The sequence below is a fragment of the Rhizobium vallis genome (assembly GCF_003985155.1).
Classification (GTDB): domain Bacteria; phylum Pseudomonadota; class Alphaproteobacteria; order Rhizobiales; family Rhizobiaceae; genus Rhizobium; species Rhizobium vallis.
On sequence record NZ_ML133696.1, the window covers coordinates 98879 to 121690 of the forward strand.

Consider the following 22812-nt stretch of genomic DNA (forward strand, 5'->3'; position numbering starts at 1 on the left):
ATCATTGTCCTAACCGCTCGAGCAGGTCGGGAACATGAACCTGGTCGGTCTTGTAGTTGCCGGTCAGCATGTACATCATGATGTTGACGCCGGAGCGGTAGGCATATTCGCGCTGCGTTTCATCCTGGGGCACGGTCGGCAGCATCGGCGTGCCGTTCTCGTCGATCGCCCAGGCACCGGCGAAATCGTTGCCGGTGATCAGGATCGGCGAAACGCCGTCGGCCGTCGCCGCCGATTTTTCGCTCGGCTCGCGGCCGCCCTGCCGGGCCTCGATCCAGAGGGGGCTGCCGGTATAACGGCCGGGAAAGCTCGACAGGAGATAGAAGGATTTCGTCAGCACGTGGTCCGACGGCACCGGCTCCAGCGGCGGAATGTCGAGATTGGCGAGGATTGCCTGCAGCCTCTGGCCGTTGGCGCTGACATTGCCGCCATTGTCCAATGCGCTGATTTGATCGCGCGTGTCGAACAGCACGGTGCCGCCATTGCGCATATAGGCGTCGATGCGGCTGATTGCAGCCGAGGACGGCATCGGCGCCGTCGCCGAGACCGGCCAGTAGATGATCGGATAGAAGGAAAGCTCGTCCTTGGTGAGGTCGAGGCCGACGGGCGGCGCCGGCTCCAGCGTCGTGCGGAAGGTCAGGAACTGGGTAAGACCCTCCAGGCCGCGCTCGGATACATCGTCCACGTCCTGTTCGCCGGTGACGACATAGGCGAGGTGCGTATTATCAAGCCTCTCCAGGATGAGATCGTCGCCGGGCCTGGTGTCGTTGGCGTGAAGTGTGCCGGGTTGCATGAGGAAGCCCGCGCCGACCGCGACTACGATGACGCCCATGGTACGGACGGCCGGGCGCAATCGCGAGAACGCGCCATTCATGAAGAGGACGATCAGGCTGTCGGCGAGCAGCAGCAGAAAGGCTGCGAGGAAGAGCGACGGCTTTGCCGACCAGCTTTCGCCGCCAATCAGGCCTTCGCGAACGGCATTGGTTCCCGATATGTCGAGCGGCTTCAGTTCGGCGCCCTCGGGCAATACGTTCAAGGAGGTGAAACCATCTTCCGAACCGTAGAGCCCGGGCGGATTGTCGAAATTCGCAATCGGTTCGGTTCCGGCCTTGGGAATGAGCGGCCGCGCCGAACCCGTCTCGGAGACGAGCATGCCCTTGGCCGTCAGCATGCGGAACGGCGGCAGGGTCTCGGCAACGCGTGCATTGCCGCGCGCCTCCGACGTCACGCCGCCCGAGCGCGACACCTGCAGGAGATGGCGCAGCATGTCGACGAAGGTGCCTGAGATCGGCAGATCGGACCAGGTCGCTTCCGCGGTGACATGAAACAGGACGATCTGGCCGGATGAGAGCTGCTTCATCGTCACGAGCGGCGTGCCGTCGGCAAGGCTTGCCCAGGTGCGCTCGGCAAGATCGGGCGTCGGTTCAGCCAGAACCTGCCGCTTGATGACCACATCGGCAGGACGCGCGATGCCGGCGAAAGGCCCGAAATTCGGAAATTCGGCCAGCGATTGCGGTTCGCTCCAGGACAATGTGCCGCCGAGCGCCCGTTCTCCCTGGCGCAGGATGACGGGGATCAGCGGATCGTCGGCAGGGGCGGCCGCCATGCGCGGACCGGCAAAACGCAGGAGCATGCCGCCGTTCGATATCCAGCGCGTCAGGGGTTCATAGGTCTCCTCCGGCAGCCGGCCGATATCGGCCATGATGATGATGGAGGGATTGCTGGCAAGAAGCTTCGGGATGGCGACCGCAAGATCGGAATCGGAGGGTTGGATCAGGTCCGCATAAGGCTGCAGCGCCCGCTGGATATAATAGAGCGGCGAGAGCAGCGGCTGGAACTCGTCGCCTCCCGCGCCCGACAACAGCACGACGCGACGGCGCTTGAACGCGTCGTCGAGAAGATGGACCGCGCCCGCGGTCGCGCCGTTGTCGACGCCGATGCGGGCAAAATCGTTGCGCATTTCGAAGGGAGCGGTGAGCGAACTCGTCGCGACGCTCTGGCCGGGACTGAAATCCACTCTGCCGTTGGCGATCGAACGCCCCTGGGCATCGGCGGCGTTCAGCGCCACGGATGCGGCATGCGCGCTGTTGAGCCGCGTGACCTTGACGGTCATGGCATCGGCCGCGTTGTTGGCCGCGGTGACCGCGACCGTCTTTGCGGCATCGCCCTCGATCACGCGGAGATCGGCAGGTTGCAGTTCGGCGAGTTGGCGCACCGTGGCGTCGTCGGCCTTGGCGGCCGCGCCGTCGGTCAGGAAGGCGAGGGTGCCGGGCTTGACGCCGTTGAGGGCCGCGCGCAACGCCTGGAAGGCGCGCTCGCGGTCCGGCACCAGCGGTCGCGGCTCGGCGGCGCGCAGCTTGTCATGGGCGCTGGCTGCAGTGCCGGGCACGGCGTCGTTGGTGGGATCGGCCGTGAAGGCGATCGAGACGGGCGTGCCGGCGGATTCGGCGTCGTCGATCAGCGCGTCGGCGGTCTGGACGCGGCGCTCCCAATCGGGTGCTGCCGCCCAGCTGTTGTCGACGAAGAGCACGAGCGGACCGCCCGAAGCCAGCGAATTGGTACGCGGGTTGAAGACCGGATCGGCGATCGCAAGGATGATGGTGGCGGCGAGCAGCATGCGCAGCAGCGTCAGCCACCAGGGACTCTGCGCCGGCGTCTCTTCGCGCTTCAGCACGGATGCGAGGATCTTCAGCGGCGGGAAGATCTCGGCCTTCGGGCGCGGCGGCGTCAGCCGCAGCAGCCACCAGATGACGGGCAGCGCAATGAGAGCGCCGAGAATGGCGGGATAGGCGAAAGCGAAGGGAAGGGCGTTCATAGCTGCCCTCCATGCGTCGCCTTGGCCGGCATGCCTGAGAGATACATGTGGATGGCAACCAGCGCTTCCGAAGCAAGGTGATCGGTGCGGTGGGTCGCAAACGTCCAGCCGAGATGGCGCAGCGACTGGCCGAGGTTCTCCCTGCGCGCGAGGTAGGCGTTGCGATAGGCGTCGCGGATGTGTTCGGCGCGGCCGGAAATCAGCCTGGCCCCGGTTTCCGGATCGGTGAACTCGGTGCGGCCGCTATAGGGAAATATCTCCTCGGCCGGATCTGCTATCTCAATCACATGGCCGCGAAGGCCGCGGCGGGCAAGTGGGCCGAGGCGCTCCATGACCGCCTGCGCGTCGTCGAGGAAATCGCCGATGAGCACGAGGTCACTCCAGCCGCGGATCATCGCCGTTTCCGGCAAGCCGCCGGTCAGCGGCGTGTGCATGAGCGCGGCCGCAAGGCGTTCGGCGGCGTTGCGGGTGGAGACGGGATCCATGATGCCGGGGCAGCCGATGCGCTCGCCGGAGCGGGCGAGGACTTCGGCCAGCGCCAGCATGACGACCAGCGCCCGGCTTTCCTTGGAGACGCTGCCGTAGCTCGACTTGTACATCATCGAGGGTGACATGTCGCACCAGAGCCAGATGGTGTGCGCCGCCTCCCATTCGCGCTCGCGCACGTAAGTATGATCGTCGCGGGCGGAGCGGCGCCAATCGATGCGCGACAGGCTTTCGCCTTCGGCATAGGGGCGAAACTGCCAGAAATTCTCGCCAATGCCGCGCTTGCGGCGGCCGTGCCAGCCGGCGATCACCGTGTTGGCGATGCGCTTGGCTTCCACCAGGCAGTCCGGTATCAGGGCGGCCCGCTGCCTGGCGCGGGAAAGGGCATCGCTGCCTGACGTCGGGTTGACGATCTGTCCGATAGATGCCACGCGTCCGGCTTCCTTATCCCTTTGCCTGTCTGACCAATCCGGCGATGACGTCGCGCACCGACATGCCTTCGGCGCGGGCGGCGAAGGTCAGCGCCATGCGGTGCTGAAGAATGGGTTCGGCGAGCGCGAAGACGTCGTCGAGCGACGGGGCGAGACGGCCTTCATAGAGCGCGCGGGCGCGGGAGCAGAGCATCATCGCCTGGCCGGCGCGCGGGCCGGGGCCCCAGGCGACGTTCTTGTCGGTTGCAGCATTGCCCTGTCCGGGACGAGCGGAGCGCACCAGCGAAAGAATGGCGTCGACGACCGTGTCGCTCACCGGCATCTGGCGCACCAGCGTCTGGATCTCGATCAGCCGCTTCGCATCGATGACGGCTTCCGGCCGGGTTTCGCTCAAGCCGGTCGTCTCGAGCAGGATCTGGCGCTCGGCGGCAAGCTCGGGATAGTTGACGTCGACCTGCAGCAGGAAACGGTCGAGCTGGGCCTCGGGCAGGGGATAGGTGCCTTCCTGCTCGAGCGGGTTCTGGGTGGCGAGCACGTGGAAGGGCGCGGGCAGGTCGTAGCGCTGGCCGGCGATGGTGATATGATACTCCTGCATGGATTGCAGCAGCGCCGACTGCGTACGCGGCGAGGCGCGGTTGATTTCGTCGGCCATCAGAAGCTGGGCGAAGACCGGGCCTTTGACGAAGCGGAAGGAGCGGCGGCCGCTGTCGTCCTGGTCCATCACCTCGGAGCCGAGAATATCCGAGGGCATCAGATCAGGCGTGAACTGGATGCGGTTGGCGGCAAGACCGAGTACCTCGCCGAGCGTCGTCACCAGTCTGGTCTTGGCAAGGCCGGGAACGCCGACGAGCAGGGCATGGCCACCGGAGAGCACGGCGAGAATGGTGTTTTCGACCACGCCTTCCTGACCGAAGATGACCTTCGAGACTTCCCCGCGGATGGCGGCGATATCGGAGAGCGCCCTTTCGGCGGCGGCGACGATCGCCTTATCATCGAGGCTGGCTTCGGTCTTCATCATACCCACGGGCATCTCCAACGGCTGAAATCATTCGGCAGCGAATCGGCGGACTTATACATCTGCCTCATACTCGATAGAGTTATGGAGATGCGACGGGCTGACAAGTTCGTTGCGAATGACTATCTCGTGACATCACTTCGTTAAGGACAAACCGGGACGGAAGAATGGCAGCCGAGGAAATCAGCGGACAGGCGGATGCGGCGGGGCTTGCCGCGCTGATTTCGCGCGCGTCCCAGGAAAACGGCAGCAAAAAACGAGGGCTACCGCCGGTCGAGCGGTGGAATCCGCCCTTTTGCGGCGATATCGACATGGAGATCAGGGCCGACGGCACCTGGTTCTATATGGGCACGCCGATCGGCCGGCCGGCGCTGGTGCGACTGTTTTCGACGGTTTTAAGAAGGGACGAAGACGAGAAGACCTATCTCGTAACTCCTGTGGAAAAGGTCGGGATAAGGGTCGTCGACGCGCCTTTCGTCGCCGTGGAGATGAGTGCGACGGTACGTGACGGCTATCAGGTGCTGACATTCCGCACCAATGTCGGCGATGTCGTGGAGGCAGGAGGAGAGCATCGGCTGCGTTTTGCCGTAACCGGCGACAATGCCGAACTGAAACCCTATCTACATGTGCGCGGGCGGCTGGAGGCGCTGGTGTCGCGTGCGGTGATGTATGAACTGGTCGCGCTTGGCGAGACACTCGACGTTGAGGGACAGGCGGTGTTTGCGGTCCGCTCCGCCGGCGAGGTTTTCCCCATCATGCCGGCCGACGAACTGGATGCGCTTTGCCGATGAATGATGCAATCACTCAACGTTACCCGCGGTTCTCCGCAGCCGAGTTCCGTCGCCGCGCGCTCAACCAGAGTGGCGGGCCGGTGGATCATGCCTGGCGCGATCACGGGGACCATATTCTCAACCCCGATATCGTGGCCGAGGTCGCGACCTTCAAGCTGCGCGATGCCGCCGTGCTCGTTCCCGTCGTCGATGACGGCGAGGAGGCGCATGTGATCTTCACCAAGCGAACGGCGACGCTGCGCAAGCATTCCGGGCAGATCGCCTTTCCCGGCGGCTCGATCGATCCCGCCGACATCTCGCCTGAAATGGCGGCGATCCGCGAGACGGAGGAGGAGATCGGCCTTGCCGGCTCCTTCGTCGAAACCGTCGGGCGGCTGCCGAACTATTTTGCCTCGACGGGTTTCCGCATCACGCCGGTGCTCGGCGTCGTCTCGCCGGGCTTCGCGCTGAGGCCGAACCCGGCCGAGGTGGACGACGTGTTCGAGGTACCGCTTTCCTTCCTGATGAACCCGGCCAACCACGCCCGCGACAGGCGTGTGATCGACGGCATCGACCGGCATTTTTACCGCATGCCCTATGAAACCAGAATGATCTGGGGCATCACCGCCGGCATCGTCCGCACACTTTACGAAAGGCTTTATGCATGACCGGTCTGGCCGACCAAGCATGGTTTCGCGACCCGGCGCTTGCCCGGGTGCTTGCGCTTCTCAACGCCGATGGTGGGGAAGGCCGGGTGGTGGGCGGTGCGGTGCGCAACAGCCTGATGGGGTTGCCGGTCAGCGATATCGACATTGCGACGACACTGACGCCTGACATCGTCATGGAACGGGCGGCGGCGGCCGACGTCAAGGCGGTTCCAACAGGTCTGCAGCATGGCACGGTGACGCTCGTCATCGACGGCAAGCCTTTCGAGGTGACGACGCTGCGCACCGATGTCGAGACCGACGGACGTCGTGCCAAGGTTGCCTTCAGCACCGACTGGAAGGCCGATGCCGAGCGGCGGGACCTGACGATCAACGCGCTTTACGCCGATGCGGAGGGCGAGGTGGTGGATCTCGTCGGCGGGCTTGCCGATATCGAGAACCGCAACATCCGCTTCATCGGCGATGCGGCGACGCGCATTGCCGAGGATCATCTGCGCATCCTGCGCTTCTTCCGCTTCTTTGCCTATTATGGTTCCGGACGTCCGGATGCCGCGGGGCTCAAGGCCTGTTCGGCGGCGCGGTCGAAATTGAAGACATTGTCGGCGGAGCGCGTCTGGTCGGAGCTGAGAAAGCTGCTCGGCGCCGACGATCCCGGCCGGGCGCTGCTGTGGATGCGGCAGGTGGCCGTGCTGACGGAAATCCTGCCGGAATCGGAACGATGGGGGATCGATGCGATCCCGTCGCTAGTCGCCACCGAAAAGGCGCTCGGCTGGGCGCCCGATCCGCTGCTGCGCCTTGCGGCAATCGTGCCGCCTGATGCGGCGCGATTGGAAGCGCTGGCTGGCCGGCTGAAGCTCTCCAATGCGGAAGCGGCAACTCTCAACGCCTGGGCAATGGCAGCGCCGGTCAATGATGACATCTCCTCGGCCGCCTTCGAACGGCTGCTTTATCGCAACGGCGTGGACGGCATCACCACCCGGCTGAAGCTGGCGCTAGGTGTTGCGCGCGGCAAGGCCGAAGGCGATTTCGACGAAATGGCGCGCTCGGCGTGGCTCACCAAGCTGCTGGACCAGGCAATGAACTGGAAGAAGCCACCGTTTCCCCTGAATGGTGGCGATGTGATTGCGGCCGGCATCGCCTCCGGTCCGCGTGTCGGCGAACTGCTTGCGGCGCTGGAAAACCAGTGGGTGGAGGAAAACTTCGCTTCCGATCGGGCCGCTCTTCTCGCCCGGCTGCAGGAACGCGTGCAATAAACGGCATCGCGTCGCATCCGATGGATGCGGCGCAGCCCGTGTCATCGCTGGGGTCAATCAGGCTACGGTCGCCTCGTCGCGGATGCGGGCCTTGATGTTGTCGACCATGTTTTCGCGGATGATCGTTTCGCCATGAGCGGACTTCAGGTGCTCGACGGCGCGGCGGACCACTTCTGCGTCATTATCCGCCCGAGTGTGCCAGGCGCAGCCGGGAACGAGCGTGCCGCATTCGAAAAGTCGCATGGTTGTCTCCTCTGTCTGAACGCAACGGCCATCGCGCTTTCACGCGATTGATGAATGTACGTGGGAAGAGAAGGTTCCGGCCGGCATCAAGTGTCGACCGGACAAGATCTTCAATCGGGCATCGCCCAGGCTTTGTAGGTATCCAAGAGATGGCGGGGCATGTTGCTGTTGGCTGCCTCTTTCTGCAGTTCTTCCGGCGATTTTCCGCCGGCCAGCTGCAGCTTGACCTGCTCGATGAAGCAGCAGAGAGGCAGATCCGAGCCGCTCTTGGCTCTCAGTTCCTCGGCGATGCGCGCCAGGAATTCGGGTGTGTCGATGACCCGGGTTTCCTGAGCATTCGCGGGTGCAGGCGAACCACTTTGTATCGTCATGACAATCCTCCTCCGATTGTTACGCACATACACATAAAGTTAGGACGCACTGATTTTTTATGAAGGTCCTTCAGTTCGATTTATCGACGGGGTGTTACGGTTCACGGCCAGCGGACGACGGGGGGCAGCGAGGAAAGAATGGATTCGACGTTGCCGCCGGTCTTCAGGCCGAAGATCGTGCCGCGATCATACAGCAAATTGAATTCGACGTATCGGCCTCGTCGGATCAATTGTTCGTCACGGTCGGCTTCTGTCCACATTTTATTGAAATTGGAGCGGACGATCTTCGGATAGACCATCGCGAAGGCCCGGCCGACATCGCGCGTGAAGGCGAAATCGGCATCCCAGCCGCCGGCTTCCTCGCTCGAATGCAGCCAGTCGTAGAAGATGCCGCCGATGCCGCGGGCCTCGTTGCGGTGCTTCAGGAAGAAATACTCGTCGCACCAGGCCTTGTAGGCGTTGTAATCGGCGACCGCATGGTTGCGGCAGGCGATTTCCATCGCCTTGTGGAAGAGCTGGCTGTCCTCGTCCTCCTGCGTGCGGCGGCGCGACAGCACCGGCGTCAGGTCGGCCCCGCCGCCGAACCAACGGCTCGTGGTGACGACCATGCGGGTGTTCATATGCACGGCGGGAACATTGGGATTGACGGGATGGGCGATCAACGAGATGCCCGAGGCCCAGAAGCGCGGATCATCCTTGGCGCCCGGTATCTGAGCGCGGAAATCCGGAGAGAATTCGCCGTGAACGGTGGAGGTGTGGACGCCGACCTTCTCGAAGACGCGGCCTTCCATCATCGACATCCGGCCACCGCCACCCGCACCATTTTCGCGCGACCAGTCCTTGGCGACGAAACGGCCCGGCTCCTGGTCGGAGAGGGGGCCAGCCAGCTCGTCTTCGAGGGCTTCGAAGGAGGCGCAGATCGTATCGCGCAACCCTTCGAACCAGCCGCGGGCAGCCGCCTTCTTCTCCTCGATGTCGTCAGGCAAGCCGATCGGCAGTTCCGGTCTTTCCATTTGCGTCTCCGGCGGGCGACATCCGCTGCGGACGCGACTCGCTCATTCCTGGTTTCCGGCCACATCTAGCAGGTGGCGCCGCGTCTCGCCAAGCCGAGGCGGGCTCGGCAAGCCTTCGAGATTCGACTCGCAAAGCGAGGAATTCGATACTACCTTTCCTGAAGAGGTAGGTTTGATGGCAAAAATTCCAGGACCTCCGTCTTTCGACGGCCTGAAGCGCAGAATGGCGAGACACCGGGCGGAAAATTCTGCCCGCAGGAAAGACCATTTCGTGCGTGAGACATATTGCCTCGGCCTGATGGACGCCCGCGCCAAGGCGCGCGAATGGTTCGACGAATATCCGAAAGCCGCCTATTGGACCGAGGTGGAAAGCTGGCGCCAGCTCGACGGCGACCAGATCGAATTCACCATGCGCCGCCTGCCTTCGGCCGACTGACCGTCACTTCGCGTCAGCGCGCACGCGGCTTTCGATCAAGAGGCCGCTTTCATCCATGATCGGATGCGCCACCGAGACGATGTGGGCGTTGATGCGCTTCAGGTCGCGCAGCATGTCGAGATGCAGCGAACTCGTTTGCAGGCTGTCGGCGCGGCCGTCACGCAGGCGTTCGAGATGGCGCTCCGCCGACTGCTTCTCCATCCGGCGCACCTCGACCTTCACCTCCATCATCTGGCGGGCGAGATTGAAATCGCGGGTGACGAAGATCGTCTGGGCGACGCGCAGATTGTCGATCGTCAGCTCGAACAGCTTGCGCAGTTCCTGATGACCGTCCTCGGAAAACTTCAGGCCGAGCGAGATCTTCTTCGTCACCTGCTCCAGCAGGCCCTTCTCGATGATATCGCCCATATGTTCGAGATTGATCGCATAGTCGATGACGACGATCGAGCGGCGGGCGTTCTCGTCGCTGAGACCCTCGCGTCCAAGCTTGGAGAGATAGATTTTTACCGCCTGCTGCAACCGATCGACACGCTCTTCGAGCGCGTGGATTTCGGCGAGCTTGGATGAGTCGCCGTGCTCGAAGGCTTCGGATACCCGCATCAGCATGCGTTCGATGAGGTCGCCGACACCGAGTACTTCGCGGGTGGCGCTGGCAAGGGCAACGACCGGCGTCGAAAGCTCTTGCGCATCGAGGTATTTCGGGGCGTTGTCGGGTTCGACCTGATCCGGCACCAGCCGGGCCATCAGGGTTGCGAGCGGCCGGGAGAACGGCCAGGCCAGCGCGGCCAGCATGAGATTGAAGGCAAGATGAGCGTCGACCGGCAGTTTGGCCGGGCCGAAGGGCAGCATCTGGATCAGTTCGGCGCCGTAGCCTGCCAGCGGTAGGGCGATGAGGCAGCCGATCGTGCGAACGGCAAGGTTGCCGAATGTCACGCGCCGCGCTGAGGCCGGGCCAGACAACGTCGCGACGACAGGCGGTATCGCGCCGCCGAGATTGGCGCCGAGCACCAGCACGATGACGAGTTCGGCGGAGACGATCCCGGCCGAGGCGAGCGACAGGATGAGCACCACTACCGCGAGGCTCGACGAGGACACGAAGGCGAGGACTGCCGAGAAGATCAGCGCCACAGGCAGGGCGCCGTCGAGCAGGCCGATGAAGGCGGCGAGAGCGGGAGAGGCGCGCATCGGCTCCGTGGCAAGGCCGAGAAGGTGCAGGGACAGCAGCATCAGTCCGATGCCGATCAGCGCCGTGCCGCCGCCCTGGCGAGTGCTGGAACGGCCGCGGTAAAGCACGATGCCGGCCAGGATCAGCAGCGGGGAGAGCCATTCGATGCCGGTGGCCACGATCCATGCGGTGATCGCCGTGCCGACATTGGCGCCGAGCAGCACGATCTGCGCCATGCGCGGCTTGATCAGATCACGCTCGACGAAGGATGCGGTCATCAGCGCCGTTGCCGTCGAGCTTTGCAGGGCGACTGTTGCCACCAGCCCCGACAGGAAGGAACGAAGGCCGCCGCGCGTGCCGGTGGCAAGACCCGTTCTCAGCCGCGCGCCGAAGGCCCTGGAAACGCCGTCCTTCACCTGCGCAAGGCCGAACAGCAGCAGGGCCACCGCTCCGAACAGGTTGATCATGATGACGGTGGAATCCATTTCTTGTTTTTATTCTTCTTTCATCTGCTTAAAGAAGCGCAAGCGGATAGTCGATCTTCTCAAGCTATTGATATTATAGCGGTCAATCGAGGTTTTTGATTGCCCGGCTAATAAATATAGCTCAGTTCCACGGATTGACAACGTCATTTTGCGACACTTCCGGAGCTGGGCGGCAATTCGCCGAAGCCGGTACCGGTCAGGCCCAGACGGTCTGGCGCATCGCTTCGCCGACGATCATCGCAGCCGAGACGGCGACGTTGATCGAGCGCTGGCCTTCGACCATCGGGATCAGGACTCGACCGTCTGCTTTTTCATGCACCTGATCCGGCACGCCGGCGCTTTCACGGCCGAAAAGCAGGATATCGTCCGAACGGAAGGTAAAATCGATATAACGATCCGCAGCCTTGGTCGAGGCGAGGATCAGGCGGCGGCTGGTCGTGGCGCGCCACGCGTCGAAGCGGTCCCAGCTGACATGGCGGGTCAGCGCGGCGGCGGCGATATAATCCATGCCGGCGCGTTTCAGGTTGCGGTCGGAGATATCGAAGCCGGCGGGCTCGATCAGATCGACCGCAAAGCCGAGACAGGCGGCGAGACGCAGGATGGTGCCCGTATTGCCTGGTATATCCGGCTGGTAGAGTGCCAGTCTGAGGTTCGTCATCTCGCGCCGTTTGTTTTCGTTTCGACGCGGGAGGCCTAATACAACTGTGATTTCGGCGCAACAGGGCGTGGTTTGGCTCGGAATCATCCAATTTACGCCATCGCAGGGCTGGAAGTTTCGCGCTTTTCGCGTTATGCATGCACGTCTTCAATCGCCAGCCGGGAGGGCCACATGAATATTTTGCTCATTATGCGCTTTCCCGCCGTGAGGCCGGTCAAGGCGACATGGCGCCGCTAGAGCGGGCTTCTTTCTAAAATTCCCCCTTTTGATCCATTGCGCGGCGGTTTCAGCCTCGCCCTTAGAACGTCCGGTTCCCATATGTGCTTGCGTAGCGCTGGGATGGCGCGAAGCCGGGAGCCGGAACGCTGACGTTTCGGAGCAATTTCATGTTTGGCTGGTTCGAACAGAGACTCAATCCCTTTCCGAGCGAGGAGCCCGTGGCCCCGCCGAAAGGTCTCTTTGCCTTCTGCTGGCATTACAGCAAGCCGGCCGCGCCCTGGCTCGGCCTGATGGCGGTATTGACGGCGCTCATCGCCGTCGGCGAAGTAGCGCTTTTCCAGTTCCTCGGCGACATCGTCGATTGGCTGACGAAAGCCGACCGCGCCACCTTCCTGCAGACGGAAGGCCACAGGCTTTTCTGGATGGCGGCGCTGGTGCTGGTGGGCCTGCCGCTGGCGGCCGGGATCGATTCCCTCATCATGCACCAGATGCTGCTCGGCAATTATCCGATGAGCGCGCGCTGGCAGATGCATCGCTTCCTGCTGCGCCACAGCATGTCGTTCTTTGCCAATGAGTTTGCCGGACGTGTCGCGACCAAGGTGATGCAGACGTCGCTTGCCGTACGCGAAACTGTCATGAAGATCCTCGACGTCTTCGTCTATGTCGTCAGCTATTTCCTGACGATGATCATCGTGATTGCGGCGGCCGACTGGCGGCTGATGATTCCGATCCTCGTCTGGCTCGCCGTCTATATCGGCATTGTCAGCTATTTTGTGCCGCGGCTTCGCAAGATTGCGGCGACGCAGGCTGATGCACGCTCGATGATGACGGGGCGCGTGGTCGACAGCTATACGAATATTGCGACGGTCAAGCTGTTTTCGCATGCGGGCCGCGAGGAGGTCTATGCCAAGGAGGGCATGGACGAGTTCCTGCAGACCGTGCACAAGCAGATGCGCAAGGTGACGCTCTTCCACATCAGCGTCTACCTCAACAACTGCGTTGCGCTCTTCGTCGTCTCGGGACTGTCGATCTGGTTCTGGCTGAACGGGGCGATTTCGGTCGGCGCGATCGCCATCGCCATCGGTCTTGCCATGCGCGTCAACGGCATGTCGCAATGGATCATGTGGGAAGTCTCGGCGCTGTTCGAGAATATCGGCACGGTCTATGACGGCATGGAGATGATGAGCAAGCAGCACGACATCGTCGACAAGCCGGGTGCGCCCGTCCTGACGGCGAAGAAGGGCGCGATCCACTACGACCGCATCGGCTTCCATTACGGCAAGAGCAAGGGCGTCATCGACAACCTGTCGCTCGACATCAAGGCGGGCGAAAAGGTCGGCCTCGTCGGCCGCTCCGGCGCCGGCAAGACGACGCTGATGAACCTGCTCCTGCGCTTCTACGATCTGGAAGCCGGCCGCATCACCATCGACGGGCAGGATATATCAGGCGTCTCGCAGGAAAGCCTGCGTTCGCTGATCGGCGTGGTGACGCAGGATACGTCGCTGCTGCATCGCTCGATCCGCGACAACATCGCCTATGGCCGGCCGGAGGCGACCGACGCAGAGGTGACCGAGGCGGCCAAGCGCGCCAACGCCTGGGAGTTCATCGAAGGGCTCGTCGACATGCAGGGTCGGCAGGGGCTCGACGCCCAGGTCGGCGAACGCGGCGTCAAACTGTCAGGTGGCCAGCGGCAGCGCATCGCGATTGCCCGCGTCTTTCTGAAGGACGCGCCGATCCTGGTGCTCGACGAGGCGACCTCGGCGCTCGATTCCGAAGTCGAGGCGGCGATCCAGGAAAACCTCTTCGCCCTGATGGAGGGCAAGACTGTGATCGCGATCGCCCACCGGCTTTCGACGCTGACGGAAATGGACCGGCTGATCGTGCTCGACAAGGGGCGGATCATCGAGGCCGGTTCGCACGGCGAACTGATCGAGAGTGGCGGCATCTACGCCGACCTCTGGAACCGCCAGTCCGGCGGCTTCCTCTCCGATCATGCCGAGGAGGCGGAAGAGGCGGCGGAATAACGATAGGCCCTCCCGGCGTAAGCGGGGAGGGCTTATTAACAGTTGAGAACAGTTAAGGCGCCATGTTACGCTCGCTGAGCTCAACGAGGACCTGCTTATGGCGACCGTGACGATTTCATTGCCTGATAGTCTCAAGGCTTTTGTCGAAAGCCAGATGGCCAGCAAAGGTTATGGCAATGTCAGCGAATATTTCCGTGGCCTCGTTCGCGATGCGCAGGAGCGTGAAAACGAGGCGCGTCTCGAGGCTTTGCTGCTCGAAGGCTTGGCGTCGGGCAATGCCATGGAGGCGACGCCTACATTCTGGAGCGATCTGAGAAAAGAAGCTGCGCAGTTGCTGGCCACGCAAAACAAGAAGAAATCCCTGTAAAGCTTGCCGTCAAACCGGCGGCTCGCGACGATATCCTGTTGCAGTTCTCCTATTTCTCAGAGCATGGCGGTGAGGAACTCGGTCTGCGGTTCCTGCATGCCGCCGAGCAGTCTTTCACCCGTCTTCTCGAATATCCGAATTCCGGCACGCCGAAGACTTCGCCAATTCGAACCTGACGGGCGTAAGATCTTGGCCCGTTCCGGGTTTCGAAGATATTCGCGCCTACTATGTCGTTGAAATTGAATTGGTTACGATCATACGTGTCCTACATGGACGTCGAGATGTTATCGGTATTCTTGGCGGAAACTGACGCGCGCCGGCGATGATGCGATACTTGCGCGCGTCGTCCCTTCAAAGGCTGTCGGCCCAGTCGATCACCCGGTGATGTTCGACGAGAACGATGGTGTTGGCGGCGGCGATCGTGCGCAGCGCCGCAATGCGGCGGCGTTCTTCGCGATCGAGCCAAGTGGTGATGGCTTCGGTGACGATCTCATCGCGCGGCTGCGCCAGGTCGATAGCCATGGCATCGAGCCTTTCAGCAAGCGGGAGCGGAATATGCGCATCGAGCATTTTCGTTTCCATGGACCCTCTCTCCGGTGAAGCGCGATCGTATCGTCAGATTGTGACGGGTTCGGGGGCAATCAATGGTGATGCCGCCGATGTTACCGATAATTACGAAAATATAAGGTTGCGGTCGCTTTTCATTCCCTTTGCCGCTTCCTTCAATCCGCCTATATCGTTTTTTATGTTTCTGCGCCCCATCCTTCGCCTCTTCGAAACCTGGATCGATCCCTTCCGTCCGCGCGCCAATCTCCAGCCGCCGCGCGGGACGCTCGGATTCATCCGGTTCTATATCGGCCAGGCGAAGATGCCCTTCATCGCCATGCTCATTCTCGGCGGCGCATCGGCGGCCATCGAGGCCGCACTCTTCTGGTTCGTCGGCCGGCTGGTCGACATCCTCGCCAGCATCACGCCCGGCGCCGGCTGGAGCGGCCTCCTCGCAGCCCATGGCGGCGAGTTGTTCGGCATGCTCGCCCTCATCGGGATCGTGCGTTTCGTCGTTGCCTTCCTGATCGCGCTGGTCGACCAGCAGGTCATCACGCCCGGCTTCTACAATCTAGCACGTTGGCAATCCTATCTCCACGTCTCCAGGCAGTCTTTGTCGTTCTTTCAGAGCGATTTCTCCGGGCGCATCGTCACCAAGGTCTGGTCGGCTGGGCAGGCAACCGGCGATCTCGTCACGTCGCTGATGGAAAGCGTGTGGTTCGTCGGCATTTATGCGGTAACGACATTGGCGCTCGTCGCCCGGCTGGACCTTTCGCTTGCCGCCGTCGTTCTGTTCTGGCTCGGCGCCTTCAGCCTGCTCGCCCGCCATTTCGTTCCGAGAATCCGCCTTCACTCCCGCGAAACGGCGGAAGCCGGATCGATGCTGAACGGGCGGATGGTCGATTCCTACAGCAATATGCAGACGCTGAAGCTCTTTGCGCGCGACGAGGAGAGCGACCGCTATATGCGGCAGGGCTTCGATATCTTTCAGGACTCGGTGCTGCGCTTCACGCGGTTCATCACAGGCGTTCGGGCCTCGATGGCGCTGCTCTCCGGCCTGATGATCGTGACGATGGCGGGCTTGAGCGTCGATCTCTGGCTGCGCGGCCTGGTGAGTTCCGGCGCGGTGGCATTCTCGCTGGCGCTGGTGCTCCGGCTGAATTTCCTGCTCGGGCGGCTGATGACGCAGTTCAACGGCATCATGCGCAATCTAGGCACCATTCAAAACGCCGCCGAGCTGATCTCCCAGCCGCTGGGGCTCGTCGATCGGCCCGATGCCAAAAGCCTGGTGATCCGCCACCCTGGCATCCGCTTCGACAATGTTTCCTTCCATTACGGCAAGGGCCACCAGCCGGTCGTCGAGAATTTCTCCCTGACCATACGCCCGGGCGAGAAGGTTGGCATCGTCGGGCGCTCGGGCGCGGGGAAATCGACGCTGATGAACCTGCTGCTGCGCCTCTACGACATCCAGGGCGGCCGCATCCTCGTCGACGGCCAGGATATATCGGCGGTGACGCAGGAATCGCTCAGGATGCAGATCGGCGTCGTCAGCCAGGATACCTCGCTGCTGCATCGTTCGGTGCGTGACAATATCCTGTTCGGGCGGCCGGATGCCGGCGAGGAGCGGCTGGTCGAGGCGGCCCGGCGAGCCGAGGCCATCGACTTCATTTATCGCCTGCAGGATCAGCAGGGCCGCAAGGGCTTCGACGCGCATGTCGGCGAGCGCGGCGTCAAGCTGTCGGGCGGGCAGCGGCAGCGCATCGCCATTGCCCGCGTCATGCTGAAGGACGCGCCGATCCTGGTGCTCGACGAAGCGACATCGGCGCTCGATTCGGAAGTGGAAGAAGCGATCCAGTCGAATCTCCATCGGATCATGGAGGGCAAGACGGTGCTGGCGATCGCCCACCGGCTATCGACCATCTCAGCGCTCGACCGGCTGATCGTCGTCGATCTGGGCCGAATCATCGAGGAGGGAAGCCATGACGAGCTGCTTTCCCGCGGCGGGCTCTATGCCGAACTCTGGGCGCGCCAGTCCGGCGGCTTCCTTGCGACGGACGAGGATCAGGGCTCAGGGATCGACGACGAATTCCGCCATGAGGCCAAAATGATTTGACCCGAAGCTGTTTTCGATGCGGCGGACCGATTTCAGCCGGAGAGGCGCTTTGCTGAAGATGTGATCGATCGGAATGCCGAAGGGACCGGCGCGGATCGGCCATGTCGCGGGTTCCAGCGAGACCGTGCCGAGGCCCTGTCTACGCATGAGATACTGCACGTCGGGCGCCAGGATCGACGTATTGAAATCACCGGCAAGGACGAGCGGTCCTGGCAGGGAAGGGATGATCTCGTCGAGATCTTCGATTTCGAGGCCGTGGAATTCGTCATAATAAGGTTTGGTCAGATGCGCGGCGAGGAAATTGACCTTCCGGCCGTCGAAATCGATCGTCGAGACTGTCAGCCGGTTGCGCCAGAGCAGTCCCAGGCTGCGGATGCGGGGTTCGATCAGCGGGCGCTTCGACAGGACGAGCGTATCGCATTGCTCCATCGCGACGCCGCAGCCTATGTAATAGGGATAGGTCTTCAACAGCCGCGGCAGTTCCGACTGAACCGGCTCGGCCTCCAGAATGTTGACGACGTCGGCGCCCGAGGCGATGGCCATATCGGCGATCGCAGGGCCGTTTGCGAAATTATCGTTCTCGATGTTGAAGGACAGCAGCCGGAAGAGAGCCGGACGGTTCTCGTCGACGGCGGGCTCGACGAATTCGCGCATCATCACGACGCCGTGGCCGGCAAGGATCAGCGATACGCCGAGCGTCAGAAAGCCATACCAATGCCGCTTGACGAGAAGGGCCGCGATCGAAGCGGCCGCTGCGGCCACCGCCAGGTGGAGCTGGAAGCTGTAAACGAAGGAAAGCAGATAGAAATCTCTGACATAGCGCAGAGAGACGGCGGCGATGACGAGGGTCGTGAGGACACTGAATACGCAAAAAATCGTGTCTCTCATCCGCTCCGGTCCAGCTTGCTCGCGTGATTGCGACTGCGCCTATCACGGCCGCCTTTTTGTTGCAATGCAGCATAATGGCAAGCTGGTGTTTGCCTTAAAAATTTCATCGGAAAATTCCCGCGACATTGTGCCCTCATCCCCTTGTCAAGGCTGGACATAATTTGCGATCAAGCATAGAACGCGCCGGATTGCCGGGGAATCTATGGCCGAATTGTGTCTGGAGAGATTCGCCGGTAAAGGGGGCAGGGCGGAATTCCGCGACAATTGCGCAGAGGATGGATAAGCCGTGAGCGAACACGTAACGACAAGCGAGGCTTCAACAGAGCCCACTCGCCGTGATTTCCTTTATCTCACCACTGGTATGGCTGGTGCTGTCGGTGCCGTCGCGGTTGCGTGGCCGTTCATCGACCAGATGCGCCCGGATGCGTCGACGTTGGCGCTCGCTTCCATCGAAGTCGATGTCGCGAGCCTCGAGCCCGGCATGTCGCTGACCGTCAAGTGGCGCGGCAAGCCGATTTTCATCCGCAACCGCACGCCTGAGGAAGTCAAGGCTGCGGCCGACGTTGCACTGTCGGATCTCAAGGATCCGATCGCCCGCAATGCCAACCTTCCGCCTGACGCTCAGGCAACGGGTGTTGACCGTTCGGGCGGCAAGGACAAGGAAAACTGGATCGTCATGATCGGCACCTGCACCCATCTCGGCTGCGTTCCGCTTGGTCAGGCCGGCGAATACAATGGTTGGTTCTGTCCCTGCCATGGCTCGGTCTACGACACGGCCGGCCGCATCCGCAAAGGTCCTGCACCGCAGAACCTGGCGATTCCGACCTTTTCATTTGTGTCCGATACCAAAATCAAGATCGGTTGAGGGGAGACTGATTCATGAGTGGCCATTCCAGCTACGAGCCATCAACCGGCTTGGAAAAATGGGTCGATGCGCGCCTTCCGCTGCCGCGCATGGTCTATGACAGCTTCATTGCATACCCGGTTCCCAGGAACCTGAACTATGCCTATACCTTCGGCGCCATGCTCGCCGTCATGCTGATCGTGCAGATCCTGACGGGCGTTGTGCTCGCCATGCATTATGCCGCCGACACGTCGATCGCCTTCAACTCCGTTGAAAAGATCATGCGCGACGTCAACCACGGCTGGCTGCTGCGCTACCTGCATGCCAACGGCGCGTCCTTCTTCTTCGTCGCCGTCTACCTGCACATTGCCCGCGGCCTCTACTACGGTTCCTACAAGGCGCCGCGCGAAATCCTCTGGATCCTCGGCGTTGTCATCTACCTCCTGATGATGGCGACCGGCTTCATGGGCTACGTTCTGCCCTGGGGTCAGATGTCCTTCTGGGGCGCGACCGTGATCACCGGCTTCTTCTCGGCCTTCCCGCTGGTCGGCGAATGGATCCAGCAGTTCCTGCTCGGCGGCTTTGCCGTCGACCAGCCGACGCTGAACCGCTTCTTCTCGCTGCACTATCTGCTGCCCTTCATGATCGCCGGCGTCGTCGTCCTGCACATCTGGGCGCTGCACGTCACCGGCCAGACGAACCCGACGGGCGTCGAGGTCAAGACGAAGACCGACACGGTGCGCTTCACGCCTTATGCGACGATGAAGGATGCGCTCGGCGTCTCCGTCTTCCTGCTGGTCTACGCCTATTTCGTGTTCTATCTGCCGAACTTCCTCGGCCATGCAGACAACTACATCCCGGCCGACCCGTTGAAGACACCGGCCCACATCGTTCCGGAATGGTACTTCCTGCCATTCTACGCGATGCTGCGCTCGATCACCTTCAACGTCGGCCCGATCGACTCCAAGCTCGGCGGCGTGCTCGTGATGTTCGGTGCGATCATCGTGCTGTTCTTCCTGCCCTGGCTGGATACTTCGAAAGTGCGTTCGGCCGTCTATCGTCCGTGGTACAAGCTGTTCTTCTGGCTGTTCGTGATCAACGCGATCATCCTCGGCTGGCTGGGCTCGCAGCCTGCGGAAGGCCTGTTCACCACGATCTCGCAGATCTGCACGCTCCTCTACTTCGCCTTCTTCCTGGTCGCGATGCCGGTTCTCGGTCTGGTGGAAACACCGCGCCGCATTCCGAACTCGATCACCGAAGCGGTCCTCGAAAAGCGCAACAAGGTTGCTGCGGCCACGGCCTGAGCGAGCGACGGGAAGGAATAGAAATATGAAAAAGCTTGTTGCAAGCATTCTCTCCCTCGCGGTCGCTGCCTGTCTCGGCAGCGCCGCCATGGCCGAGGAGGCGACGCCCGCCAACGGTGCGGCTCCGGCTCACCACGAGGAAGGCGCCACGCCGCATTATCCGCTGAAGGAGCCGAGAGAGCAGGAATGGACGTTTGGCGGTCCGTTCGGCCATTACGACAAGGGGCAGCTTCAGCGCGGCCTCAAGGTCTACACCGAAGTCTGTGCCGCCTGCCATTCGATGAACCTCGTGCCTTTCCGCATGCTCGACGAGCTCGGCTATAACGAGGCGCAGGTGAAGGCTTTCGCCGCGAATTACGAAGTTCAGGACGGCCCGAACGCCAGCGGCGAGATGTTTACCCGCAAGGCGGTCCCTTCCGATCACTTCCCGGCGCCGTTCCCGAATGCGGAGGCGGCTGCCGCTTCCAACAATGGGGCTGCTCCGCCTGACTTTTCGCTGATCGCCAAGGCCCGTGAAGTCGAGCGCGGCTTCCCGCGGTTCGTCTTCGACATCTTCACGCAGTATCAGGAAAACGGCCCTGACTACATCTACTCGCTGCTGACCGGCTACGAAGAGCCGCCGGCCGGTTTCCAGGTGCCGCAGGGCGCGCATTACAACCCGTATTTCCATGCCGCTGCCGCCTTTGCCATGCCGAAGCCGCTCTCCGACGGCCAGGTGACCTATGATGACGGCGCGCCGCAGACTGTCGACCAGTATGCCAAGGACGTCTCCTCCTTCCTGATGTGGGCCGCCGAGCCGCATCTCGAGGAGCGCAAGCGCACCGGCTTCATGGTCATGATCTTCCTGGCGATCTTCACGGTGCTGATCTATCTGACGAAGCGCTCGGTCTATGCCAACAAGGACCATTGAGCGGTTTTCTGCTGAAATTCGAGAGGCGGCTTGCGAGCCGCCTTTTTTGTTGGTTCCGCCCCTGGCAATTGATAGAGTCCGGCCAGTTTCATGCGCTCGCAGATATGGATTTTCCATGGACAATACGACTTCGGAGCTTGCAGCCAGCATTCGCTCCATTCCCGACTACCCCAAGCCCGGCATCATTTTCCGTGACATCACCACGTTGCTCGGCAACCCCCGCGCGTTCCGCCGGGCGGTCGACGAACTCGTGCAGCCCTATGCCGGAACGAAGATCGACAAGATCGCCGGCATGGAAGCGCGCGGCTTCATCCTCGGCGGCGCGGTGGCGCACCAGCTTTCCTCGGGCTTCGTGCCGATCCGCAAGAAGGGCAAGCTGCCGCACGATACCGTGCGCATTGCCTACAGCCTGGAATACGGCGTCGATGAGATGGAGATGCACCGCGATGCGGTTCAGCCCGGCGAGAAGGTGATCCTGGTCGACGACCTGATTGCCACCGGCGGCACGGCCGTTGGTGCAACGAAGCTGCTGCGCCAGATGGGCGCGGATGTGGTCGGCGCCTGCTTCGTCATCGACCTGCCGGATCTCGGCGGCCGCAGGAAGCTTGAAGAACTCGGCGTCGTCGTGCACACGCTGGTCGAATTTTCCGGGCACTAAGTCCGTATCCCATGCGGGCGTCAGTCGAATTCGAGAACGCCGCTTTCGAAGCGCATGACGGGCTCGCCGTTCTGATTGACGCCTTCGCATAGGATGGTGTTGAGATGCCAGCCCGGCCGCGACGCGAGCGGCCGGCTGGAGAGGAAGGCGACGGAATAGCTGACCACGTCGCCTGCGAAGACCGGCCGCAACCATTGCAGTTTCTGAAAACCGGGCGAGGGGCCGAGATTCGGCGCCGTCAGGCCCTGTTGCGCAAGTGCGACGCGCTGCCTTTCCCAAAAGGCGAGGAAGGTCCGCATCCATGCGGCGGTGGTGTGCCAGCCCGAGGCGCAAAGGTCGCCGAAGAGGGTGTCTTTCGCGGCTTCCTTGTCGACATGAAAACGCTGCGGGTCGTAGCGCGTGGCGAAGTGGATGATATTTTCCTCGGTAAAGGCGTAGCTGCCGATCTCGGCCTTCTCGCCGACGGCGCAAAGTTCAGACATTCTCATGCGGACGGCTCCGAGTTCATAATGGTGTCTTCCGGAGCGGGACGCATGCGGATCATCACTGAATTCTCCGAGAGGCAGACGAGTTCGCCGCGCTGGTTTGCCACCTCGTGGCGGAACTTGACGATGCCCATGCCGGGGCGCGAGCGCATCGCGCGGGCTTCGAGCACGATGGACTGGCCCTGCAGCGTATCGCCTGCGAGCACCGGCTTTCGCCATTCCATCAGATCGATGCCCGGCGCACCCTCGCAGCGCGCGTTGAGGATGTAGCTGTCGGCCATCATGCGCATGAGCATCGCCGAGGTATGCCAGCCGGATGCGGCAAGCCCGCCGAGGATGCTGGCGCGGCCGGCAGCTTCGTCGAGATGCATCGGCTGCGGGTCGAACTCGCTGGCGAACTCGATGATTTCCTCGGTGAGCACCGGCTTCGGGCCGAGCGGGAAACGGCGGCCCGGCTCGAAATCCTCCAGGGACAGCTTTTCTGCCGACATTTTCTCCTCCGCCATATCAAGCGCCTAGAGCATGTCGCGCAAAAGTGTGCAGCGGTTTTGCGACAACGACATGCATCAAAACAAAGACCTAAAGCGCTAGAAGCGAATCTGAAAGATCGCGACGCGCTTTAGAACAGCATGTCGTGATCGCAAAACC

24 protein-coding genes are annotated in these 22812 nt (G+C 62.3%); 12 read left to right on the plus strand and 12 right to left on the minus strand.

Features of this window, described 5'->3' with window-relative positions; genetic code table 11:
* Position 1 precedes the first annotated feature (1 nt).
* From EFQ99_RS26345 to EFQ99_RS26355, 3 genes are read right to left on the minus strand one after another with little or no spacing between them, the layout of a single operon-like run.
* Positions 2 to 2815: a DUF4159 domain-containing protein gene (locus EFQ99_RS26345; RefSeq protein ID WP_126924154.1), complete on the minus strand. Its 2814-nt coding sequence runs from the start codon at positions 2813 to 2815 to the stop codon at positions 2 to 4.
* Entirely contained in the window at positions 2812 to 3732 is a 921-nt protein-coding gene (locus EFQ99_RS26350; RefSeq protein WP_126924155.1) for a DUF58 domain-containing protein, read from the minus strand. Before EFQ99_RS26350 ends, EFQ99_RS26345 begins: the two co-directional genes overlap by 4 nt.
* 13 nt (positions 3733 to 3745) lie before the next feature.
* Positions 3746 to 4756 carry an AAA family ATPase gene (locus EFQ99_RS26355; RefSeq protein WP_126924156.1) on the minus strand — a complete coding sequence of 337 codons (1011 nt, stop codon included), beginning with the start codon at positions 4754 to 4756 and terminating at the stop codon, positions 3746 to 3748.
* Between the two features lie 158 nt (positions 4757 to 4914).
* On the opposite strand from EFQ99_RS26355, the gene EFQ99_RS26360 reads away from it, so the two are divergent.
* The 3 genes from EFQ99_RS26360 to EFQ99_RS26370 are packed head-to-tail and all read left to right on the plus strand — an operon-like array spanning position 4915 to position 7435.
* The gene (locus tag EFQ99_RS26360) at positions 4915 to 5538 is read left to right on the plus strand and encodes a DUF1285 domain-containing protein (protein ID WP_126924157.1); all 624 of its coding nucleotides are present in this window, start codon (positions 4915 to 4917) and stop codon (positions 5536 to 5538) included.
* Entirely contained in the window at positions 5535 to 6185 is a 651-nt protein-coding gene (locus EFQ99_RS26365; RefSeq protein ID WP_126924158.1) for a CoA pyrophosphatase, read from the plus strand. The genes EFQ99_RS26360 and EFQ99_RS26365 overlap by 4 nt, the downstream gene beginning before the upstream one ends.
* Positions 6182 to 7435 (plus strand): CCA tRNA nucleotidyltransferase, encoded by a 1254-nt coding sequence (locus EFQ99_RS26370; RefSeq protein ID WP_126924159.1) that lies wholly within the window; start codon positions 6182 to 6184, stop codon positions 7433 to 7435. The genes EFQ99_RS26365 and EFQ99_RS26370 overlap by 4 nt, the downstream gene beginning before the upstream one ends.
* Positions 7436 to 7492: 57 nt before the next feature.
* Here EFQ99_RS26370 and EFQ99_RS26375 read toward each other — a convergent pair whose 3' ends face one another.
* The 3 genes from EFQ99_RS26375 to hemF form a co-directional block, all read right to left on the minus strand.
* Entirely contained in the window at positions 7493 to 7678 is a 186-nt protein-coding gene (locus tag EFQ99_RS26375; RefSeq protein WP_126924160.1) for a DUF1059 domain-containing protein, read from the minus strand.
* Between the two features lie 110 nt (positions 7679 to 7788).
* A complete protein-coding gene (locus tag EFQ99_RS26380) occupies positions 7789 to 8049 on the minus strand; it encodes a hypothetical protein (protein WP_126924161.1) in 261 nt (86 codons plus the stop codon).
* 101 nt (positions 8050 to 8150) lie between these two features.
* Positions 8151 to 9062, minus strand: coding sequence for an oxygen-dependent coproporphyrinogen oxidase (gene hemF / locus EFQ99_RS26385; RefSeq protein ID WP_126924162.1), 912 nt, complete (start codon positions 9060 to 9062; stop codon positions 8151 to 8153).
* 175 nt (positions 9063 to 9237) lie between these two features.
* Between hemF and EFQ99_RS26390 the strand changes: the two genes are divergently transcribed.
* Complete coding sequence (locus EFQ99_RS26390; RefSeq protein WP_126924163.1) at positions 9238 to 9498, plus strand: hypothetical protein; 261 nt, start codon at positions 9238 to 9240, stop codon at positions 9496 to 9498.
* A gap of 3 nt (positions 9499 to 9501) precedes the next feature.
* On the opposite strand, the gene EFQ99_RS26395 is transcribed toward EFQ99_RS26390, so the two are convergent.
* The gene (locus tag EFQ99_RS26395; RefSeq protein WP_126924164.1) at positions 9502 to 11148 is read right to left on the minus strand and encodes a Na/Pi cotransporter family protein; all 1647 of its coding nucleotides are present in this window, start codon (positions 11146 to 11148) and stop codon (positions 9502 to 9504) included.
* 196 nt (positions 11149 to 11344) lie between these two features.
* Positions 11345 to 11806 carry a tRNA (cytidine(34)-2'-O)-methyltransferase gene (locus EFQ99_RS26400; protein ID WP_126924165.1) on the minus strand — a complete coding sequence of 154 codons (462 nt, stop codon included), beginning with the start codon at positions 11804 to 11806 and terminating at the stop codon, positions 11345 to 11347.
* 386 nt (positions 11807 to 12192) lie between these two features.
* Here EFQ99_RS26400 and EFQ99_RS26410 point away from each other — a divergent pair, with 386 nt between their 5' ends.
* The 3 genes from EFQ99_RS26410 to EFQ99_RS26420 all read left to right on the plus strand — a co-directional run bounded on the left by EFQ99_RS26410 (position 12193) and on the right by EFQ99_RS26420 (position 14592).
* Positions 12193 to 14049, plus strand: coding sequence for an ABC transporter ATP-binding protein (locus EFQ99_RS26410; RefSeq protein ID WP_126924166.1), 1857 nt, complete (start codon positions 12193 to 12195; stop codon positions 14047 to 14049).
* 97 nt (positions 14050 to 14146) lie between these two features.
* Positions 14147 to 14416: a ribbon-helix-helix domain-containing protein gene (locus EFQ99_RS26415; protein ID WP_126924167.1), complete on the plus strand. Its 270-nt coding sequence runs from the start codon at positions 14147 to 14149 to the stop codon at positions 14414 to 14416.
* Between the two features lie 38 nt (positions 14417 to 14454).
* Complete coding sequence (locus EFQ99_RS26420) at positions 14455 to 14592, plus strand: hypothetical protein (protein WP_245441589.1); 138 nt, start codon at positions 14455 to 14457, stop codon at positions 14590 to 14592.
* Between the two features lie 175 nt (positions 14593 to 14767).
* Here the strand turns inward: EFQ99_RS26420 and EFQ99_RS26425 are convergent, their stop codons facing one another.
* On the minus strand, positions 14768 to 14998 hold the full coding sequence (locus EFQ99_RS26425) for a CopG family ribbon-helix-helix protein (protein WP_126924168.1): 231 nt from the start codon (positions 14996 to 14998) through the stop codon (positions 14768 to 14770).
* Between the two features lie 163 nt (positions 14999 to 15161).
* Here EFQ99_RS26425 and EFQ99_RS26430 point away from each other — a divergent pair, with 163 nt between their 5' ends.
* Complete coding sequence (locus EFQ99_RS26430; protein WP_126924169.1) at positions 15162 to 17075, plus strand: ABC transporter ATP-binding protein; 1914 nt, start codon at positions 15162 to 15164, stop codon at positions 17073 to 17075.
* Here EFQ99_RS26430 and EFQ99_RS26435 read toward each other — a convergent pair.
* Positions 17031 to 17963: an endonuclease/exonuclease/phosphatase family protein gene (locus tag EFQ99_RS26435; RefSeq protein ID WP_126924170.1), complete on the minus strand. Its 933-nt coding sequence runs from the start codon at positions 17961 to 17963 to the stop codon at positions 17031 to 17033. The two genes, EFQ99_RS26430 and EFQ99_RS26435, sit on opposite strands and share 45 nt — an antisense overlap.
* Before the next feature lie 286 nt (positions 17964 to 18249).
* Between EFQ99_RS26435 and petA the strand changes: the two genes are divergently transcribed.
* The 4 genes from petA (at position 18250) to EFQ99_RS26455 (ending at position 21679) form a co-directional block, all read left to right on the plus strand.
* Positions 18250 to 18828, plus strand: coding sequence for a ubiquinol-cytochrome c reductase iron-sulfur subunit (petA, locus tag EFQ99_RS26440; protein WP_126924171.1), 579 nt, complete (start codon positions 18250 to 18252; stop codon positions 18826 to 18828).
* Between the two features lie 14 nt (positions 18829 to 18842).
* Positions 18843 to 20111 (plus strand): cytochrome b, encoded by a 1269-nt coding sequence (locus EFQ99_RS26445; RefSeq protein ID WP_126924172.1) that lies wholly within the window; start codon positions 18843 to 18845, stop codon positions 20109 to 20111.
* A gap of 25 nt (positions 20112 to 20136) precedes the next feature.
* Positions 20137 to 21021, plus strand: coding sequence for a cytochrome c1 (locus EFQ99_RS26450; protein ID WP_126924173.1), 885 nt, complete (start codon positions 20137 to 20139; stop codon positions 21019 to 21021).
* Positions 21022 to 21136: 115 nt separating this feature from the next.
* Complete coding sequence (locus tag EFQ99_RS26455) at positions 21137 to 21679, plus strand: adenine phosphoribosyltransferase (RefSeq protein WP_126924174.1); 543 nt, start codon at positions 21137 to 21139, stop codon at positions 21677 to 21679.
* A gap of 20 nt (positions 21680 to 21699) precedes the next feature.
* Here EFQ99_RS26455 and EFQ99_RS26460 read toward each other — a convergent pair whose 3' ends face one another.
* Positions 21700 to 22167, minus strand: coding sequence for a MaoC family dehydratase (locus EFQ99_RS26460; protein ID WP_126924175.1), 468 nt, complete (start codon positions 22165 to 22167; stop codon positions 21700 to 21702).
* Positions 22164 to 22655: a MaoC family dehydratase gene (locus tag EFQ99_RS26465; protein ID WP_126924176.1), complete on the minus strand. Its 492-nt coding sequence runs from the start codon at positions 22653 to 22655 to the stop codon at positions 22164 to 22166. Before EFQ99_RS26465 ends, EFQ99_RS26460 begins: the two co-directional genes overlap by 4 nt.
* Positions 22656 to 22812 lie beyond the last annotated feature (157 nt).

What these genes read in the sequence shown, in the direction of transcription:
- EFQ99_RS26345 (WP_126924154.1), bottom strand. Translation starts at nt 2,815, where the DNA reads ATGAACGCCCTTCCCTTCGCTTTCGCCTATCCCGCCATTCTCGGCGCT.
- EFQ99_RS26360 (WP_126924157.1), top strand. Translation starts at nt 4,915, where the DNA reads ATGGCAGCCGAGGAAATCAGCGGACAGGCGGATGCGGCGGGGCTTGCC.
- EFQ99_RS26365 (WP_126924158.1), top strand. Translation starts at nt 5,535, where the DNA reads ATGAATGATGCAATCACTCAACGTTACCCGCGGTTCTCCGCAGCCGAG.
- EFQ99_RS26370 (WP_126924159.1), top strand. Translation starts at nt 6,182, where the DNA reads ATGACCGGTCTGGCCGACCAAGCATGGTTTCGCGACCCGGCGCTTGCC.
- EFQ99_RS26375 (WP_126924160.1), bottom strand. Translation starts at nt 7,678, where the DNA reads ATGCGACTTTTCGAATGCGGCACGCTCGTTCCCGGCTGCGCCTGGCAC.
- EFQ99_RS26380 (WP_126924161.1), bottom strand. Translation starts at nt 8,049, where the DNA reads ATGACGATACAAAGTGGTTCGCCTGCACCCGCGAATGCTCAGGAAACC.
- hemF (WP_126924162.1), bottom strand. Translation starts at nt 9,062, where the DNA reads ATGGAAAGACCGGAACTGCCGATCGGCTTGCCTGACGACATCGAGGAG.
- EFQ99_RS26390 (WP_126924163.1), top strand. Translation starts at nt 9,238, where the DNA reads ATGGCAAAAATTCCAGGACCTCCGTCTTTCGACGGCCTGAAGCGCAGA.
- EFQ99_RS26395 (WP_126924164.1), bottom strand. Translation starts at nt 11,148, where the DNA reads ATGGATTCCACCGTCATCATGATCAACCTGTTCGGAGCGGTGGCCCTG.
- EFQ99_RS26400 (WP_126924165.1), bottom strand. Translation starts at nt 11,806, where the DNA reads ATGACGAACCTCAGACTGGCACTCTACCAGCCGGATATACCAGGCAAT.
- EFQ99_RS26410 (WP_126924166.1), top strand. Translation starts at nt 12,193, where the DNA reads ATGTTTGGCTGGTTCGAACAGAGACTCAATCCCTTTCCGAGCGAGGAG.
- EFQ99_RS26415 (WP_126924167.1), top strand. Translation starts at nt 14,147, where the DNA reads ATGGCGACCGTGACGATTTCATTGCCTGATAGTCTCAAGGCTTTTGTC.
- EFQ99_RS26425 (WP_126924168.1), bottom strand. Translation starts at nt 14,998, where the DNA reads ATGGAAACGAAAATGCTCGATGCGCATATTCCGCTCCCGCTTGCTGAA.
- EFQ99_RS26430 (WP_126924169.1), top strand. Translation starts at nt 15,162, where the DNA reads ATGTTTCTGCGCCCCATCCTTCGCCTCTTCGAAACCTGGATCGATCCC.
- EFQ99_RS26435 (WP_126924170.1), bottom strand. Translation starts at nt 17,963, where the DNA reads ATGAGAGACACGATTTTTTGCGTATTCAGTGTCCTCACGACCCTCGTC.
- EFQ99_RS26445 (WP_126924172.1), top strand. Translation starts at nt 18,843, where the DNA reads ATGAGTGGCCATTCCAGCTACGAGCCATCAACCGGCTTGGAAAAATGG.
- EFQ99_RS26450 (WP_126924173.1), top strand. Translation starts at nt 20,137, where the DNA reads ATGAAAAAGCTTGTTGCAAGCATTCTCTCCCTCGCGGTCGCTGCCTGT.
- EFQ99_RS26455 (WP_126924174.1), top strand. Translation starts at nt 21,137, where the DNA reads ATGGACAATACGACTTCGGAGCTTGCAGCCAGCATTCGCTCCATTCCC.
- EFQ99_RS26460 (WP_126924175.1), bottom strand. Translation starts at nt 22,167, where the DNA reads ATGAGAATGTCTGAACTTTGCGCCGTCGGCGAGAAGGCCGAGATCGGC.
- EFQ99_RS26465 (WP_126924176.1), bottom strand. Translation starts at nt 22,655, where the DNA reads ATGTCGGCAGAAAAGCTGTCCCTGGAGGATTTCGAGCCGGGCCGCCGT.